11 protein-coding genes are annotated in these 15358 nt (G+C 69.6%); 2 read left to right on the plus strand and 9 right to left on the minus strand.

The genetic code is table 11. The features are described 5' to 3' along the window. Window positions 1-66 precede the first annotated feature (66 nt). The 5 genes from BLTE_RS11295 to BLTE_RS11315 form a co-directional block, all read right to left on the minus strand. Entirely contained in the window at window positions 67-1074 is a 1008-nt protein-coding gene (locus BLTE_RS11295) for a branched-chain amino acid ABC transporter permease (RefSeq protein ID WP_126400616.1), read from the minus strand. A gap of 34 nt (window positions 1075-1108) precedes the next feature. Continuing rightward, on the minus strand, window positions 1109-1990 hold the full coding sequence (locus tag BLTE_RS11300) for a branched-chain amino acid ABC transporter permease (RefSeq protein ID WP_126400619.1): 882 nt from the start codon (window positions 1988-1990) through the stop codon (window positions 1109-1111). A 242-nt stretch (window positions 1991-2232) separates the two neighbouring features. Then, window positions 2233-3447, minus strand: coding sequence for an ABC transporter substrate-binding protein (locus BLTE_RS11305; protein ID WP_126400621.1), 1215 nt, complete (start codon window positions 3445-3447; stop codon window positions 2233-2235). 47 nt (window positions 3448-3494) lie between these two features. Further along, a complete protein-coding gene (locus tag BLTE_RS11310) occupies window positions 3495-4247 on the minus strand; it encodes an ABC transporter ATP-binding protein (protein WP_244599966.1) in 753 nt (250 codons plus the stop codon). 10 nt (window positions 4248-4257) lie between these two features. After that, window positions 4258-5022 (minus strand): ABC transporter ATP-binding protein, encoded by a 765-nt coding sequence (locus tag BLTE_RS11315; protein WP_126400628.1) that lies wholly within the window; start codon window positions 5020-5022, stop codon window positions 4258-4260. A 394-nt stretch (window positions 5023-5416) separates the two neighbouring features. On the opposite strand from BLTE_RS11315, the gene BLTE_RS11320 reads away from it, so the two are divergent. Continuing rightward, the gene (locus BLTE_RS11320) at window positions 5417-6799 is read left to right on the plus strand and encodes a bifunctional enoyl-CoA hydratase/phosphate acetyltransferase (RefSeq protein ID WP_126400631.1); all 1383 of its coding nucleotides are present in this window, start codon (window positions 5417-5419) and stop codon (window positions 6797-6799) included. Window positions 6800-6805: 6 nt separating this feature from the next. Here the strand turns inward: BLTE_RS11320 and BLTE_RS11325 are convergent, their stop codons facing one another. The 3 genes from BLTE_RS11325 to BLTE_RS11335 form a co-directional block, all read right to left on the minus strand. After that, window positions 6806-9166 carry an alpha,alpha-trehalose-phosphate synthase (UDP-forming) gene (locus tag BLTE_RS11325; protein ID WP_126400634.1) on the minus strand — a complete coding sequence of 787 codons (2361 nt, stop codon included), beginning with the start codon at window positions 9164-9166 and terminating at the stop codon, window positions 6806-6808. 226 nt (window positions 9167-9392) lie between these two features. After that, the gene (locus BLTE_RS11330; protein ID WP_126400637.1) at window positions 9393-10121 is read right to left on the minus strand and encodes a TIGR04282 family arsenosugar biosynthesis glycosyltransferase; all 729 of its coding nucleotides are present in this window, start codon (window positions 10119-10121) and stop codon (window positions 9393-9395) included. 1 nt (window position 10122) lies between these two features. Beyond that, window positions 10123-11352: an NAD(P)/FAD-dependent oxidoreductase gene (locus BLTE_RS11335; protein ID WP_126400640.1), complete on the minus strand. Its 1230-nt coding sequence runs from the start codon at window positions 11350-11352 to the stop codon at window positions 10123-10125. A 184-nt stretch (window positions 11353-11536) separates the two neighbouring features. On the opposite strand from BLTE_RS11335, the gene metZ reads away from it, so the two are divergent. Then, window positions 11537-12727 carry an O-succinylhomoserine sulfhydrylase gene (metZ, locus tag BLTE_RS11340; RefSeq protein ID WP_126400643.1) on the plus strand — a complete coding sequence of 397 codons (1191 nt, stop codon included), beginning with the start codon at window positions 11537-11539 and terminating at the stop codon, window positions 12725-12727. Window positions 12728-12870: 143 nt separating this feature from the next. Here metZ and BLTE_RS11345 read toward each other — a convergent pair whose 3' ends face one another. Continuing rightward, the gene (locus tag BLTE_RS11345) at window positions 12871-15213 is read right to left on the minus strand and encodes a Tex family protein (RefSeq protein WP_126400645.1); all 2343 of its coding nucleotides are present in this window, start codon (window positions 15211-15213) and stop codon (window positions 12871-12873) included. Between the last annotated feature and the right edge of the window lie 145 nt (window positions 15214-15358).

Genomic DNA, 15358 nt, shown 5'->3' on the forward strand with positions numbered 1-15358 from the left:
GTTTCCGACTGATCTACCCGGCTCTCCGGTCCTTCTCGCGGCCGGGCCGGTCAGCCGAAAACCGTGTCAGCCCTCGCCGCGGGCGCGCAGCCGCTTCACCAGCGCGGCGATCTCGCCGACCACGCCGCGGCGGAACAGCAGCACGGCGGCCACGAACACCACGCCCTGGGTGACCAGCACCCACTCGCCGATGCCGGAGAGATAGTTCTGCATCGCGACGATGATGCCGGCCCCGACCACCGGGCCGAACACCGTGCCCATGCCGCCGACCAGCGTCATCAGCACCACCTCGCCGGACATCTGCCAAGCGACGTCGGTGAGCGAGGCGAGCTGGAACACCACCGTCTTCATCGCCCCGGCCATGCCGGCCAGCGTCGCCGACAGCACGAAGGCGAGGAGCTTGTAGCGCTCGACGCGATAGCCGAGCGAGATGGCGCGCGGCTCGTTCTCGCGGATCGCCTTCAGCACCTGCCCGAACGGCGAATGCACGATGCGGTAGATGAGCAGGAAGGCGGCGAGGAACAGCGCCAGCACGATGAAATAGAGCACCGTGTCGTCGGTGGTCGGGATGACGCCGAACAGCGGCCGGCGCGGAATGGCCTGGATGCCGTCCTCGCCGCCGGTGAACGGCGTCTGCAGGCAGAAGAAGAAGAACATCTGCGCCAGCGCCAGCGTGACCATGGCGAAATAGATGCCCTGGCGGCGGATGGCGAGCCAGCCGACCGCGGTGCCGAGCAGCCCCGCGAACGCCATGCCGGCGAGAATGCCGAGCTCCGGCGTCAGCCCCAGCGTCTTGATGCCGTAGCCGCACACATAGGCGGCGCCGCCGAAGAACATGGCGTGGCCGAACGACAGCAGGCCGACATAGCCGATGAGCAGGTTGAAGGCGCAGGCGAACAGCGCAAAGCACAGCACCTTCATCAGGAACACCGGATAGGCGAAGAACGGCGCGACGACGCCCACCGCCACCATCGCCGCGAGCAGCCACAGGAAGGTGGCGCCGCCGCCCTGGCGCCGGGCCGCGGCCGGCGCACCGGCCGGCGTCCCGGTCGTCTCCTCGGCCCTCACCAGCATCGTCTCCATCCTCGAAACTCTCGCGCACCCGTTATTATTTCGCCGTTCCGAACAGGCCCGCCGGCTTGATCAGCAGCACGATCGCCATGATCACGAACACCACGGTGTTGGAGGCCTCGGGGTAGAACACCTTGGTCAGTCCCTCGATCAGGCCGAGCCCGAAGCCGGTGACGATCGAGCCCAGGATCGAGCCCATGCCGCCGATCACCACCACCGCGAACACCACGATGATCAGGTTCGAGCCCATCAGCGGGCTCACCTGATAGATCGGCGCCGCCAGCACGCCGGCAAGGGCGGCGAGTCCGACGCCGAAGCCGTAGGTCAGGGTGATCATGCGCGGCACATTGACGCCGAACGCCTGCACCAGATCCGGCCGCTCGGTGGCGGCGCGCAGGTACGAGCCGAGCTTGGTGCGCTCGATCATGAACCACGTGCCGAGGCACACCACCAGCGACAGCACCACCACCCAGGCGCGGTAGTTGGGCAGGAACATGAAGCCGAGATTCTGGCCGCCCGGCAGCGGGTTCGGATAGGGCTGGCCGCCCGAGCCGAACTGGCTGCGGAAAACTCCCTCCAGGATCAGCGCCAGCCCGAAGGTGAGCAGCAGGCCGTAGAGGTGGTCGAGGTGGTAGATGCGCGACAGCAGGAGCCGCTCGACGACGATGCCGGTGGCGCCGACCAGCACCGGCGCCACCACCAGCGCCGCCCAATAGGGAATGCCGGCGAAGGTGAGCAGCATCCACGCCGCGAACGCGCCCATCATGTATTGGGCGCCATGCGCGAAATTGATGACGTTGAGCAGGCCGAAGATCACCGCGAGCCCGAGCGACAGGATCGCGTAGAACGCGCCATTGATCAGGCCCAGCAGGAGCTGGCCGAACAGCACCGCCGGCGGCACGCCGATCAGCTCGAACATTTTGGCGGCTCCTCAAACGGTCTTCGGCCGACGGTCGCGTAATAATCGTGGCTTGGAGCTTCGCTCTCTTTCCCTCTCCCCTTGCGGGAGAGGGTGGTGAGCGATCCCTAAGATCGCGAGGCGGGTGAGGGGTGACATCGAGCGGCTCGAAAATACCCCTCACCCGGCTCGGCCTTCGCTTCGCTCATCCTCGCCACCCTCTCCCACAAGGGGAGAGGGAAGGCGCGGCGGCGATCCGTGCGTCAGCTCCGCTTGACCAGCGGGCAGTCGCCCTGGTCGAGCGGCCGGAAGGCGTCCGCGGCCGGAATGGTGGCGCGCAGCTTGTAATAGTCCCACGGCGCCTTCGACTCGGCCGGCGTCTTGACCTCGAACAGATAGATGTCGTGGATCTTGCGGCCGTCGGCGCGGACCTGGCCCTTGCCGAACAGCTTGTCGTCGGTGGGCATCTCCTTCATCTTGGCCACCACCGCGGCGCCGTCGGCATCGCTGCCCAGCGCCTCGACCGCCTTGAGATAGTGCATCACCGCCGAATAGACGCCGGCCTGCACCATGGTCGGGTGCATGCCCTTGTTGTCGGCGGCGAACGCCTTGGCGAAGGCGCGGTCGTCGTCGGTGAGATCCCAGTACCACGCCGCGGTGAACACCAGGCCCTGCGCCGTCTTCAGGCCGAGCGAGTGGACGTCGGTGAGGAACACCAGCAGCGCCGCGAGGTTCTGCCCGCCCTGGGTGATGCCGAACTCGGCCGCCTGCTTGACCGAGTTGATGGTGTCGCCGCCGGCATTGGCGAGGCCGATGATCTTGGCGCCGGAGCCCTGCGCCTGCAGCAGGAAGGACGAGAAGTCCTGGGTCTGCAGCGGGTGGCGCACCTTGCCCAGTACCTTGCCGCCATTGGCCAGCACCACCGCCTCGGTGTCGCGCTCCAGCGCGTGGCCGAAGGCGTAGTCGGCGGTGACGAAGAACCACGTGTCGCCGCCGGTCTGCACCACCGCCTTGCCGGTGCCGTTGGCCAGCGCCCAGGTGTCGTAGGTCCAGTGGATGGTGTTGGGCGAGCACGCCTTGCCGGTGAGGTCCGAGCTCGCCGCGCCCGAATTGAGGAACACCTTGTTCTTTTCGCGGGTGATCTGGTTGACCGACAGCGCCACCGACGAGTTCGGCACGTCGACGATCATGTCGACGCCGTTCTGGTCGTACCATTGCCGGGCGATGTTGGAGCCGACGTCGGCCTTGTTCTGGTGGTCGGCGAACACGATCTCGACCTTCATGCCCTTGGCCGCCGCGCCGAAATCCTCGACCGCCTTGCGCGCCGCCCACACCGAGCCCTGGCCGGACATGTCGGCATAGAGCGCGGACTGGTCGTTGAGCACGCCGATCCTGACGACGCCGTCGGAATTCTGCGCGTTGGCCGTGGTGGCCGCGAGCGTCGCCGCGGCCGCCAACAGGATCGTCCGTATGCGCATGTGGTCTCCTCCCGATGGTTGTTGTTGAACGTCTGCTGCGGCGCGCGTCACACGCCGAGATAGGATGCGAGCTTGTCGCGGTTGGCCTCGATGTCGTCGTTGCGGAACATGTCGATCACCCGGCCGTGCTCGACGACGTAGTGGCGGTCGGCGACGGTGGAGGCGAAGTGGAAGTTCTGCTCCACCAGCACGATGGTGAAGCCCTTGTGCTTCAGCGTGCGCACCAGCTCGCCGATCTGCTGCACGATCACCGGCGCAAGGCCCTCCGTCGGCTCGTCGAGCAGCAGCAGCTTGGCGCCGGTGCGCAGGATGCGGGCGATCGCCAGCATCTGCTGCTCGCCGCCGGAGAGCTTGGTGCCCTGGCTGTAGCGCCGCTCCAGGAGGCGCGGAAACAGCTCGTAGACCTCGGCATCCGACAGGCCGCCCGGCTTGACCACCGGCGGCAGCAGCAGGTTCTCCTGCACGTTCAGGCCGGCGAAGATGCCGCGCTCCTCCGGACACAGCGCGATGCCGAGCCGCGCCACCTTGTTGGAGGGCAGGCCCACGGTCTCGACGCCATCGAAGCGGATCGAGCCCTTGCGGCTCTTCAGCATGCCCATGATGGCGCGCATGGTGGTGGTCTTGCCGGCGCCGTTGCGGCCGAGCAGCGTCACCACCTCGCCTTCGGGCACGGTGAAGGTCATGCCGTGCAGCACATGGGATTCGCCGTAATAGGCGTGGAGGTCCGACACTTCGAGCAGCGGCCGGTGCGCCGCCGCCACCGAGCCGGCTACACCGGCGTCCAGCGTGCCTGTCTGCATCGCGCCCGCCTCAGGCATGGCCGGTCCCCATATAGGCTTCCACCACCTCGGGATTGCTGGAGACCTCCGAATAGGGCCCCTCGGCCAGCACCTGCCCGCGCGCCAGCACGGTGATGGTGTCGGAGAGACCCGCCACCACCGACAGATTGTGCTCGACCATCAGCACGGTGCGGTTCTTGCCGCTCTGCCGGGCGACGCGCTGGATCAGCTCGGCGATGCGCCCGACATCCTCGTGGCCCATGCCGGAGGTCGGCTCGTCGAGCAGCAGCATCTCGGGGTCGAGCGCCAGCGTGGTGGCGATCTCCAGCGCCCGCTTGCGGCCATAGGAGAGGTCGGCGGCCGGCACATCGGCGAACTCGGCGAGGCCGACATCGTCGAGCAGCTCCATCGCCCGGCCGTCGAGCCGGCTGAGCGAGGCGTCCGAGCGCCAGAAATGGAACGAGGTGCCGAGCGGCCGCTGCAGCGCCACCCGCACATTCTCCAGCGCCGTCATGTGGCCGAAGGTGGCGGAGATCTGGAAGCTGCGCACCATGCCCAGCCGGGCGACGTCGGCGGGCCTGGTGTGGGTGATGTCGCGGCCATTGTAGAAGATCGCGCCGCGCGACGGCTCCAGGAACTTGGTCAGCAGGTTGAAGCAGGTGGTCTTGCCGGCGCCATTGGGGCCGATCAGGGCATGGACGGAGCCGCGCCGGATGCGCAGCGACACCGAGTCGACCGCGGTGAAGCCCTTGAAAACCTTGGTAAGGCCATCCGTCTCGACAATGAAGTCGCTCATGTCCTGCCTACGCTCTCCGCCGGCGTCTGGCGCGCCGCTGTCTGGAAAGCCCGCGTGTCATCCCATCCGGAAGATTACCATTAGGTCGCCCGGCAAGGTCAAGCCTGTTGCATCTGAAACCTTCGTCGCGGATCGGCGCGGCCAACGGCGGCCCGGGACGGCCTGGGGCGGCCTTTCCACCGTCCTTTGCCGCTCGCGCCCCCGCGATCCGCGCTATACCGGGCGCGCGGGCGAGCCGGCGTTGCCGGCTGGGCCGCGGCGGGGTCGAATGCGCAGGGTACCCGGTTCCGGACCCTGGTTTCATGGTCGTGTCGCGCGGCGGCGGCAAAGCTGCCGCCGGGCGCGTTCCGCGACGGATCGATCGGCGCCGGGAATGGGCGTCAGGAAAGGCCGCATGCCGTTTATCGAGAACAAGACCTATGACGAGATCGCGATCGGCGATTCCGCGCAGCTCGTCCGCCGGCTGACACTGCGCGACATCGAGATGTTCGCCGTGCTGTCGGGCGACGTGAACCCGGCGCATCTCGATCTCGAATACGCCAAGCACACGGTGTTCGGCGATCTGATCGGCCACGGCATGTGGGGTGCGGCGCTGATCTCGACGGTGCTCGGCACCCAGCTTCCCGGCCCCGGCACCATCTATCGCAGCCAGACGCTGTCGTTCAGCCGCCCGGTCAAGATCGGCGACCGGCTCACCGTCAAGGTCGTGGTGGCGCGCAAGGATCCGGAGAAGAAGCGCATCGGGCTCGACTGCACGGCGGTCAATGAGAGCGGCGAGACGGTGATCAGCGGCACGGCCGAGGTGGTGGCGCCGACCGTGAAGGTGAAGCGGCCGCCGGCCGAGCTGCCGACCGTGCGGCTGGAGCACCGGCGCCCGCGCCTGCAGCGCCTGCTCGATCTCGCCGCCGATCCGGCGCCGGTGCGCGCCGCGGTGGTCAATCCAATCGATGCCGATGCGCTCGACCTGGCGCTGCGGGCGGCGGAGGCCGGCCTGCTCAAGCCGGTGCTGGTCGGCCGCGCCGCGGTGATCCGCCGGGTCGCCGCCGATGCCGGCCTCGACATCGCCCCGTTCGATCTGGTGCAGGCCGACGACGAGCCGGCGGCGATCGACGCCGCCTTTGCGCTGGCCCGCGCCGGCAAGGTCGAAGCGATCGTCAACGGCTCGGTGCCGGAGGACGAGCTGATCGCCGCGGCCGCCGGCACGTTCGCCGGGCACGGCGCCCTCAGCCAGGTCATGGTGATGGACGTGCCGACCTATCCGCGGCCGCTGCTGATCACCGATACCGGCGTGCACGTGGCGCCGACGCTCACCGTCAAGCGCGACATCGTTCAGAACGCCATCGACCTCGCGCTCGCCATCGGCATCGCCTGCCCGCGGGTGGCGCTGCTGTCGGCGGGGGAGATGGTGACGCCGCGCGTGCCCTCGACGCTCGACGCCGCGCAACTGTGCAAGATGGCCGAGCGCTGCCAGATCGTGGGCGGCCAGCTCGACGGGCCGCTGTCGTTCGAGACCGCGGTGAACGAGGCGGCGGCGCGCGCCAAGGGGCTCACCTCGCCGGTGGCCGGCAATGCCGACATCCTGGTCGTGCCCAATCTGGAGGCCGGCGACATGCTGGCGATGGAGCTGCGCCATCTCGCCGATGCGCAGGCCGCCGGCATCCTGCTGGGCGCGCGCGTGCCGATCGTGCCGGCCGGCAGCGCCGAGACCGTGCCGAGCCGGCTGGTGTCGTGCGCGCTGGCGCTGCTGGTGGTGCAGGCGCGCGCCCGCGCCGGCTGACCCGCTCTACCCCATGCGGCGGCTCAAGAGGCGCGGCAGTGCGGCGATGTTGCCCGCCGCCAGCGTCTCGATCGCCTCGCGCCGGCGCAGTTGCGCGGCATCGAGCAGCATCTGGCCGGCCCAGCGATAGACGTTGCGGGTGCGCACCAGCGCCCGCATCTGGCGCATGCGCGCCTCCTGCTCGGCCACCGGCATGGTCAGCGCCCGGTTCATCGCGTCCGCCATGTCGTAGGCATAATAGGGATTGACGATCAGCCCCTCGACCAGCTCGCGCGATGCGCCGGCGAAGGTGGAGAGCACCAGCACGCCGCGCTCGTCGTCGCGGGCGGCGACGAACTCCTTGGCCACCAGATTCATGCCGTCGTGCAGGCTGGAGACCACGCAGAAGTCCGCCGCGCGGAACAGCTCGAACACCTCGGACGGCTGGTGGTGGCGGATCGACAGCACGACCGGCCGCCAATCGGGCGTGCCGTGGCGGGCATTGATCTCGTCGGCCAGCGCCACCGCCTCGTCCTGCAACGCGCGGTAGGAGGCGATCTTGCTGCGGGTGGGGGCCGCCGCCTGGATGAAGGTGAAGCGGCCGAGCCATTCCGGATGGTTCTGCAGCAGCGCATCGACGGCGTGCAGCCGGTCGACGATGCCCTTGGTGTAGTCGAAGCGCTCGATGCCGACGCCGATGCGCACGCCCTCGCCGAGGCCGAAGCGGCTGCGCACCGCCACGCCGCAGGCCGCCGCCGGCTTCTGGCCGGCCAGCGCCGAGGGCGGCCATTCGATCGAGATCGGATAGGGACGCACCAGCGTTTCATGGCCGCCGAGCGTGATCGAGCGCCGCTCGCGGTCGATGCGGCTCTCAACGAAGCGGTCCACCGTCTCGAAGAAGTTGTTGCAGTGGAAGTCGGTGTGGAAGCCGAGAATCGACGAGCCGAGCAGGCCGTCGATGATCTCCTCCTTCCACGGGCAGATGCCGAAGGTCTCGGCATTCGGCCACGGGATGTGCCAGAAGGTGACGATGGTGGCCTTGGGCAGGCGGTTGCGCACCATGCGCGGCAGCAGCGCGAAGTGATAGTCCTGCACCAGCACGATGGGATCGGGCGTCTTCGCCTCGCGCACCACGGCCTCGGCGAACATCTCGTTGACCTCGCGATAGTAGCGCCAGTCGCTCTCGCGGAAGGTCGGCCGCACGAAGGCGATATGGCACAGCGGCCACATGCCTTCGTTGGAGAAGCCGTAATAGTAGCCGTCCTGCTGCTCCTCGGTGAGCCAGAGCCGCCGCAGAGCGTAGCTCGGCGCGTCGGGCGGCACGGCAATGCGGTCGGCGGCGTCCACCGTGTCGCGGTCGGCGCTGCCGCTGCCATGGGCGATCCAGGTGCCGCCGCAGGCGCGGATCACCGGCTCGATCGCCGAGACGAGGCCGCTCGCCGGAATCTGGACGCTGATGCCGCCGCCCTCGATGTGGTTGTGGATGTAGGGCTCGCGGTTGGACACCACCAGCACCTCGGCGCCGGGCAGTTCGCTGCCCAGCGCCCGCTGCAGCGTCTCCGGCGTCCAGTCGATGTGGACGCCGTCGATGGTGCGGCGCACGAGATCGTACTGGTCGAGCGCCTCGCGCAACTCCGCCGGCAGGGCGGCCTCGGTATGGGGCGCATCGACCCGGCCGGCCCTGAGATCCTCCAGCGTGGCGCGTAGCGCCGTGCGCCAGTTGCGCACCAGCACCAGCATCGCCAGCCCCACCGCTCCGCTGACCAGCAGCGCCGCGATCACGGTCGCGGCCAGAATGTAGATTCGCGCCTTGTCGGAGCGCGCCTTGGCGTAGGTCAGGTCATGGACGATGACGACATGGCCCAGCGCGCCCTCGGCGAGCGGAAACGCCGAGACCAGCAGATCCTGGCTGTCGAGCCGGATCGGCATCGTGGTCTCGGCCTTGCCGCGCCGAATCGAGGCGCACAGCAGGCGCGACGGCATGGTCGAGGTCGGCGCCCGCATGCGGCCGTCCGGCTCGCAGATGCCGACCGCCTGCAGCCGCTCGTCGGTGATCAGGCGCGCAAACAGCGCCTGAAGCTCGGCGGCGGCCTCGGGCGAGGGATCGCGCGCCAGCTCCTCGATCTGGTCCTTGGCCGACAGCAGCACGATGCGGGCCCGCAACTGCACGTCGCCGCGGCTCCAGGTCTCGACCGCGACGCCGACCAGCGACGAGACGGTGAAGAGCACGCCCGCCCCGGCGATGGTGCCGAGCGCGATGAACACCGCCGGCCGCGGCACCCGCGCCAGCACCCGGTCGCGGAGGAATGACAGCGCACGCCACAGGGATGTCAGCGCCAGTTGAACACTGCTTTTCGAGGCATTCCAAACGTTGTTCGAAATCGTCATCGACCGGCCCCCCTGGTCCTGCTCCGGCCCCGGAGCATTTTCGGATCAGGCATGCCGCCGGTCATCTGCCCTCGACACGGGAGGACGATGACGCCGCGGCTGGCCTCGCGAGAGCCGACTGTCGATCGAGCCCCGGCTTCATGGAGCAATGTCGCCTTCTCCCGGTCACCTTCCTGATCACGTCGGGTCGTCTTATGTCGGGATTGTGGCAGAACGCCGGGCCGGTTCAGCCCAGGCTATGCCCCCGGACGCGAAGCGCCGCCAACAGCGCGGCGGTGCGCGGCGCCCGCCCCCCCGGCAGGGCATGCGCAACCTCCGGTGGACGGCCGGCAAGCTCGGCCGCGAGCAGCGCCAGCGACGGCGGATCATCAACGTCGTACCAGCCCGGCAGTTCGGTCAGGTCGAGCCCCGCCGCCTGCGCCCGCTGCCGGGTCAGCGCCGCCACCTGGCCCGTGCTCCAGGGCATGCCGGAAAACAGCGCCGGGTGCGGCCGGTCGAGCGCCAGCACGCCGTAGCCGCCATCGCGCATCGGCGCCATGGCGATTCGGCCGGGGACATCGAGGGTGCGCACCGCCTGCTCGATGATGGCGTCCGGCAGCGTCGGCGCATCGGTGCCGAGCAGCACCACGCCGCGGTGGCCATGGGCGCACAGCGCCGCCACCACGCCGGCCATGCGGGCGCCGAGATCGCCTTCCCCCTGCGGGATCAGGGGCAGCGGCAGCGGGAGAGCGGCGGCCATCGCCGCAGCCTCGCCGGCCGGCGCATGGGCGACATACGCCACCGCGCCGAGGCGGTGGGCCAGATCCGCCAGCCGGCCGGCGACATCGGCCAGGAACGCCGCCGCGAGCGCCGCCGCATCGGCCGGCGTCAGCGGCGGGCAGAGCCGGGTCTTCACCCGCCCCGGCGCCGGCACCTTGGCCATGATGGCGATGGCGACCGGGCCGGAGGCCGGCACGTCAGCCCCGGGCCGGGTCGGCCGCGGCCTGCTTGAGGTCGAACGACGGGTCGGCGATCTCGGCGGCGCTGAGGCGCGTGCCGGCGGTGACCAGCCGGCGGCCGATCATGTGGTCGGCCGGCTTGTTGAGGGTGTCGACGGCGATCACCCGGCCGCCCCGGAGCAGGAACACCGAGAAGGCGAGGCTGTCGGGATCGCCGCGCACCACCGCCTCCTCGACATCGAAGGCGAGACCCGTCGTCTGCAGCTTCATGTCGAACTGGTCGCTCCAGAACCACGGCACGGCGTCATAGGGCTTGGGCTTGCCGAGGATGGTCGCTGCCACCGCCTTGCCCTGGTCGATGGCGTTCTGCACCGATTCGACCAGCACCGGCTTCGGCGCAAAGCGGGTGGGGAAGCGCGCCACGTCGCCGATGGCGAACACATCGGGCGCCGAGGTGCGCAGAAGCTCGTCGACGACGATGCCGTTGTCGGTGGCGATGCCCGCCGCCTGGGCGATGCCGGCCGCCGGCACCACGCCGATGCCCACCACCACCAGATCGGCCGGCAACTTGGTACCGTCCGACAGCACGACGGCCGAGACCGCCCCCTCGCCCTCGATGCGGGACACGCCGGCACCGGTCCTGATCTCGACGCCCTTCTCGCCGTGGCGGCGCACGATGGCCGACGCCATCACCGGCGCGGTGGAGCGCGCCAGCACCCGCGGCAGCGCCTCGACCACCACCGCCTTCGAGCCGAGCTTGGTGGCAGAGGCCGCCACCTCCAGCCCGATGAAGCCGCCGCCGATCACCACCACCTGCCGCGGCCGGGCCAGCGCCTCCTTGAGCTTCAGCGCATCGTCGAGCCCGCGCAGGTAGAGCACGCCCTCCAGCTCGGCGCCCGGCACCGGCAGCTTGCGCACATCGGCGCCGGTGGCGATGATCAGGTGGTCGTAGGGGATGGTGTCGGGGCCAGCGGTGACCGTTTTGGCGCCGGGGTCGATGGCCTCGACCCGGCGGCCGGTGACGAGGTCGAGCCGGTTGTCGGCGAAGAAGGCAGGGGCGCGCAGCGGCACGGTGTCGACGCCGGCCTCGCCCGACAGGACCGCCTTCGACAGCGGCGGCCGCTGATAGGGCGAATAGGGCTCGGCGCCGATGATGCGGATGGCCTCGCCATAGCCGCCCTGGCGCAGGCTGGTGGCAAGCTGCAACCCCGCCTGCCCGCCGCCGACGATGACCACTCCCGCGCCCATGGCTGAACTCCCCTCACCGGTTTGATGTTGCCCGACGATTAGCGCGCCGCGGCGCGGGGGGGAAGCGGCAGGCGTGCGCAGGCCGCCGCCAATGCCGGTCATACCGCCTGCCTCCTGCTCCGGTCTTGCATCGGCGTGCCAACGGGTGCAGTTGGACATTTCCCCTTTCAAGCGCCCGTGACCGATGCCCACGACCCCCTTCGACGATCTCCACCCCGAGACCCGGCTGGTGCATGGCGCCATCCAGCGTTCGCAGTTCGGCGAGACCTCGGAGACGCTGTTCCTGACCCAGGGCTTCGTCTACGACCGCGCCGAGACCGCCGAGGCGCGGTTCAAGAACGAGGATCCGGGCTACCAATACACCCGCTACGCCAACCCGACCGTGGCGATGTTCGAGGACCGGCTCGCCGAATTCGAGGGCGCGGAGATGTGCTGCGCCACCGCCACCGGCATGGCGGCGGTGCACGGCGCCATGGTCGGCCTCCTCAAAGCCGGCGATCATGTGGTGGCGCCGCGGCTGATGTTCGGCGCCTGCCGCTGGATCATCGAGGATTTTCTCCCCCGCTTCGGCGTCGCCTCGACCCTTGTCGACGGCACCGACCTCGATGCGTGGCGCGCCGCGATGCGGCCGAACACCAAAGCGTGCTTCCTGGAAAGCCCGGCCAATCCGACGCTGGTGGTGATGGACATCGCGGCCATCGCCGAGATCGCGCACGCCGCCGGGGCGCTCGTCGTGGTCGACAATGTGTTCGCCACGCCGGTCTTCCAGAAGCCGCTCAAGCTCGGCGCCGACGTGGTGGTCTATTCCGCCACCAAGCATATCGACGGCCAGGGCCGCTGCCTGGGCGGGGCGATCCTGGGCGGCCGCAAGCTGCTCGAAGAGAAGATTCAACCCTTTTTGCGCATGAGCGGGCCGACGCTGTCGCCGTTCAATGCCTGGGTGCTGCTGAAGAGCCTGGAGACGCTGGTGCTGCGCGTCGAGCGCCAAGCCGCCACTGCCGCCAAGGTCGCCGACGCGCTGGCGGCCTTGCCGGGCGTGACGCGGGTGTTCTTTCCCGGCCGCGCCGACCACCCGCAGGCCGAACTGATCGCCCGGCAGATGCTGGGGCCCTCGACCATGGTGGCGTTCGAGGTCGCGGGCGGCAAGGCCGGCGCGTTCGCCTTCCTCAATGCGCTGAAGGTGGTGCGCATCTCCAACAATCTCGGGGATGCCAAGAGCCTGATCACCCACCCGGCCTCCACGACCCATTCGCGCCTCAAGCCGGAGGAGCGCGCGGCGCTCGGCATCACCGACGGCATGCTGCGGCTGTCGGTGGGGCTGGAGCACGCCGACGACCTGATCGCCGATGTGACGCAGGCGGCGGGGGTGGTGTGAGCGCCGCGGTCATCCCCGGCGAGCACCGCGAAGCGGTGCGAGGGAAGGGGATCCACAAAGCAGACCGGCAGCTTCGAGTGCGCAGTTGATAGGCCCCCTTCCCGACCGCCTGACGGCGGTCGCCGGGGGCGACAGCGAGCGGCTCACCGCCCCCGTTTGCCCGCATCGCGCTGCGCCGCTGCGCGGGCCAGCGCCTCGGCCAGCGCACCGCCGCCCGAGGATTCCTGCCGCTGCTCGCGGCGCGGCGGCTTCGGACCCGATGACGCGGACGGACGGCTGCCGGCGGGCGAACTCGCGGCATCGGGCAGCGGATCGTCGAGCCGCATGGTGAGCGCGATGCGCTTCCTCGCCAGATCGCAGGAGAGCACCTTCACCTTCACCACGTCGCCGGGCTTCACGATGGTCGACGGATCCTTCACGAAGGTCTTCGACATCGCCGACACATGCACCAGCCCGTCCTGGTGGACGCCGATATCGACGAAGGCGCCGAACGCCGCGACGTTGGTCACGCTGCCTTCCAGGATCATGCCGGGCTTCAGGTCCGACAGCTTCTCGACGCCCTCCTGGAAGGTGGCGGTCTTGAACGACGGGCGCGGGTCGCGGCCGGGCTTCTCAAGCTCGCGCAGAATGTCCGACACCGTGGGCACGCCGAAGCGCTCATCAGCGAAGGCGTGCGGCTTCAGCCCGCGCAGCGTGATCTCGTCGCCGATCAGCGCCTTCGCGGTCTTGCCGGTGGCCTTGAGGATCTTGCGCACCACGTCATAGGCTTCCGGATGCACGCCCGAGGCATCGAGCGGATCCTCGCCGTCGCGGATTCGCAGGAAGCCGGCGCACTGCTCGAACGCCTTGGGGCCGAGCCGCGGCACGTCGCGCAGCTTCGCCCGCGAGGTGAAGGCACCGTTGGTGTCGCGGTGGACGACGATGTTGCGGGCGAGCGATTCCGACAGCCCCGACACGCGCGCCAGAAGCGGCACCGACGCGGTGTTGAGATCGACGCCGACGCCGTTCACGCAGTCCTCCACCACCGCATCGAGCGAGCGCGCAAGCTGGTGCTCGTCGACATCGTGCTGGTACTGGCCGACGCCGATCGATTTGGGATCGATCTTGACGAGTTCCGCCAGCGGATCCTGCAGGCGCCGGGCGATCGACACCGCGCCGCGCAGCGTCACGTCGAGCTCCGGCAGTTCCTGCGAGGCATAGGCCGAGGCCGAATAGACCGAGGCGCCGGCCTCCGACACCACCGCCTTGATCAGCTTGAGGTCGGGCTTGTCCTTGATCAGATCGGCGGCGAGCTTCTCGGTCTCGCGCGAGGCGGTGCCGTTGCCGATCGCCACCAGCTCCACCTTGTGCTTCTTCACCAGGGCGGCGAGCACGGCGAGCGATTCATCCCAGCGGCGCTGCGGCTCGTGGGGATAGATGGTGGCGGTGTCGACCACCTTGCCGGTGGCATCGACCACCGCGACCTTGACGCCGGTGCGATACCCCGGATCGAGCCCCAGCGTCGGCCGCGGCCCGGCCGGCGCGGCGAGCAGCAGCGCGCGCAGGTTGGCGGCGAACACGCGCACGGCTTCGGCTTCCGCCATCTCGCGCAGGCGCAGCCGCAGATCGACCGCCAATTGGTGCTGAAGCCGCGTGCGCCAGGCGAAGCGCACGGTGTCGGCCAGCCAGCGGTCGCCGGGGCGGCCGCGGTCCGAGATATCGAAGCGGGCGGCGATGCGCCGCTCATATTCGCTCGGCCCCTTGACGTCGGCTTCGGCCGGCGGCTCCGGGACAATGGAGACATCAAGGATCTCCTCCTTCTCGCCGCGCAGCATTGCCAGCACGCGGTGCGCCGGCAGCTTGGGCAGCGGGTCGGCGACGTCGAAATAGTCGGAATACTTGACGCCCTCGGTGGCCTTGCCGTCGCGCACCTTCGAGACGAAGCGGCCGCGCGCCCACATCTCCTCGCGCAAGGATCCCACCAGATCGGCGGTCTCGCTGAAGCGCTCGACCAGGATGGCGCGGGCGCCTTCCAGGGCTGCCGCGGCGTCTGCCACCTTCTTCTCGGCATCGACGAAGGGCGCAGCCTGGGCGGCAGGATCCTTCTCCGGATGGGCGAGCAGGAGATCGGCCAGCGGCTCCAGCCCCGCCTCGCGGGCGATCTGCGCCTTGGTGCGGCGCTTGGGCCGGTACGGCAGATAGAGATCCTCCAGCGCCGCCTTGGTGTCGGCGGCCTGGATCGCCGCTTCCAGCTCCGGCGTCAGCTTGTCCTGGGAGCGGATCTCGGTCAGCACCGCCTCGCGCCGCGCGTCGAGTTCGCGCAGGTACGTCAGCCGCTCCTCCAGCGTGCGCAACTGCGCATCGTCGAGACCGCCGGTGACTTCCTTGCGGTAGCGGGCGATGAACGGCACGGTCGAGCCGCCGTCCAGCAGCGTCACCGCCGCCTCGACCTGCTGGGACCGGACGGCGAGTTCGGCGGCGATACGGGCGGTGATGGTCGCGGGCATGGCGGCGGTGTCCTTCAGCTTTGTGGATGAAACCCGGTGCCCGCTACCTGCACGGCACGCGGCGCCGGAAAAACTTCATCCACAATCTCAATATCTTGTGAGCCGACTTGGCCTGACATCCGCGAGGGGCAAATGCCAGGGTCGG

It is taken from the genome of Blastochloris tepida, from assembly GCF_003966715.1.
GTDB classification, from domain to species: Bacteria; Pseudomonadota; Alphaproteobacteria; order Rhizobiales; family Xanthobacteraceae; genus Blastochloris; species Blastochloris tepida.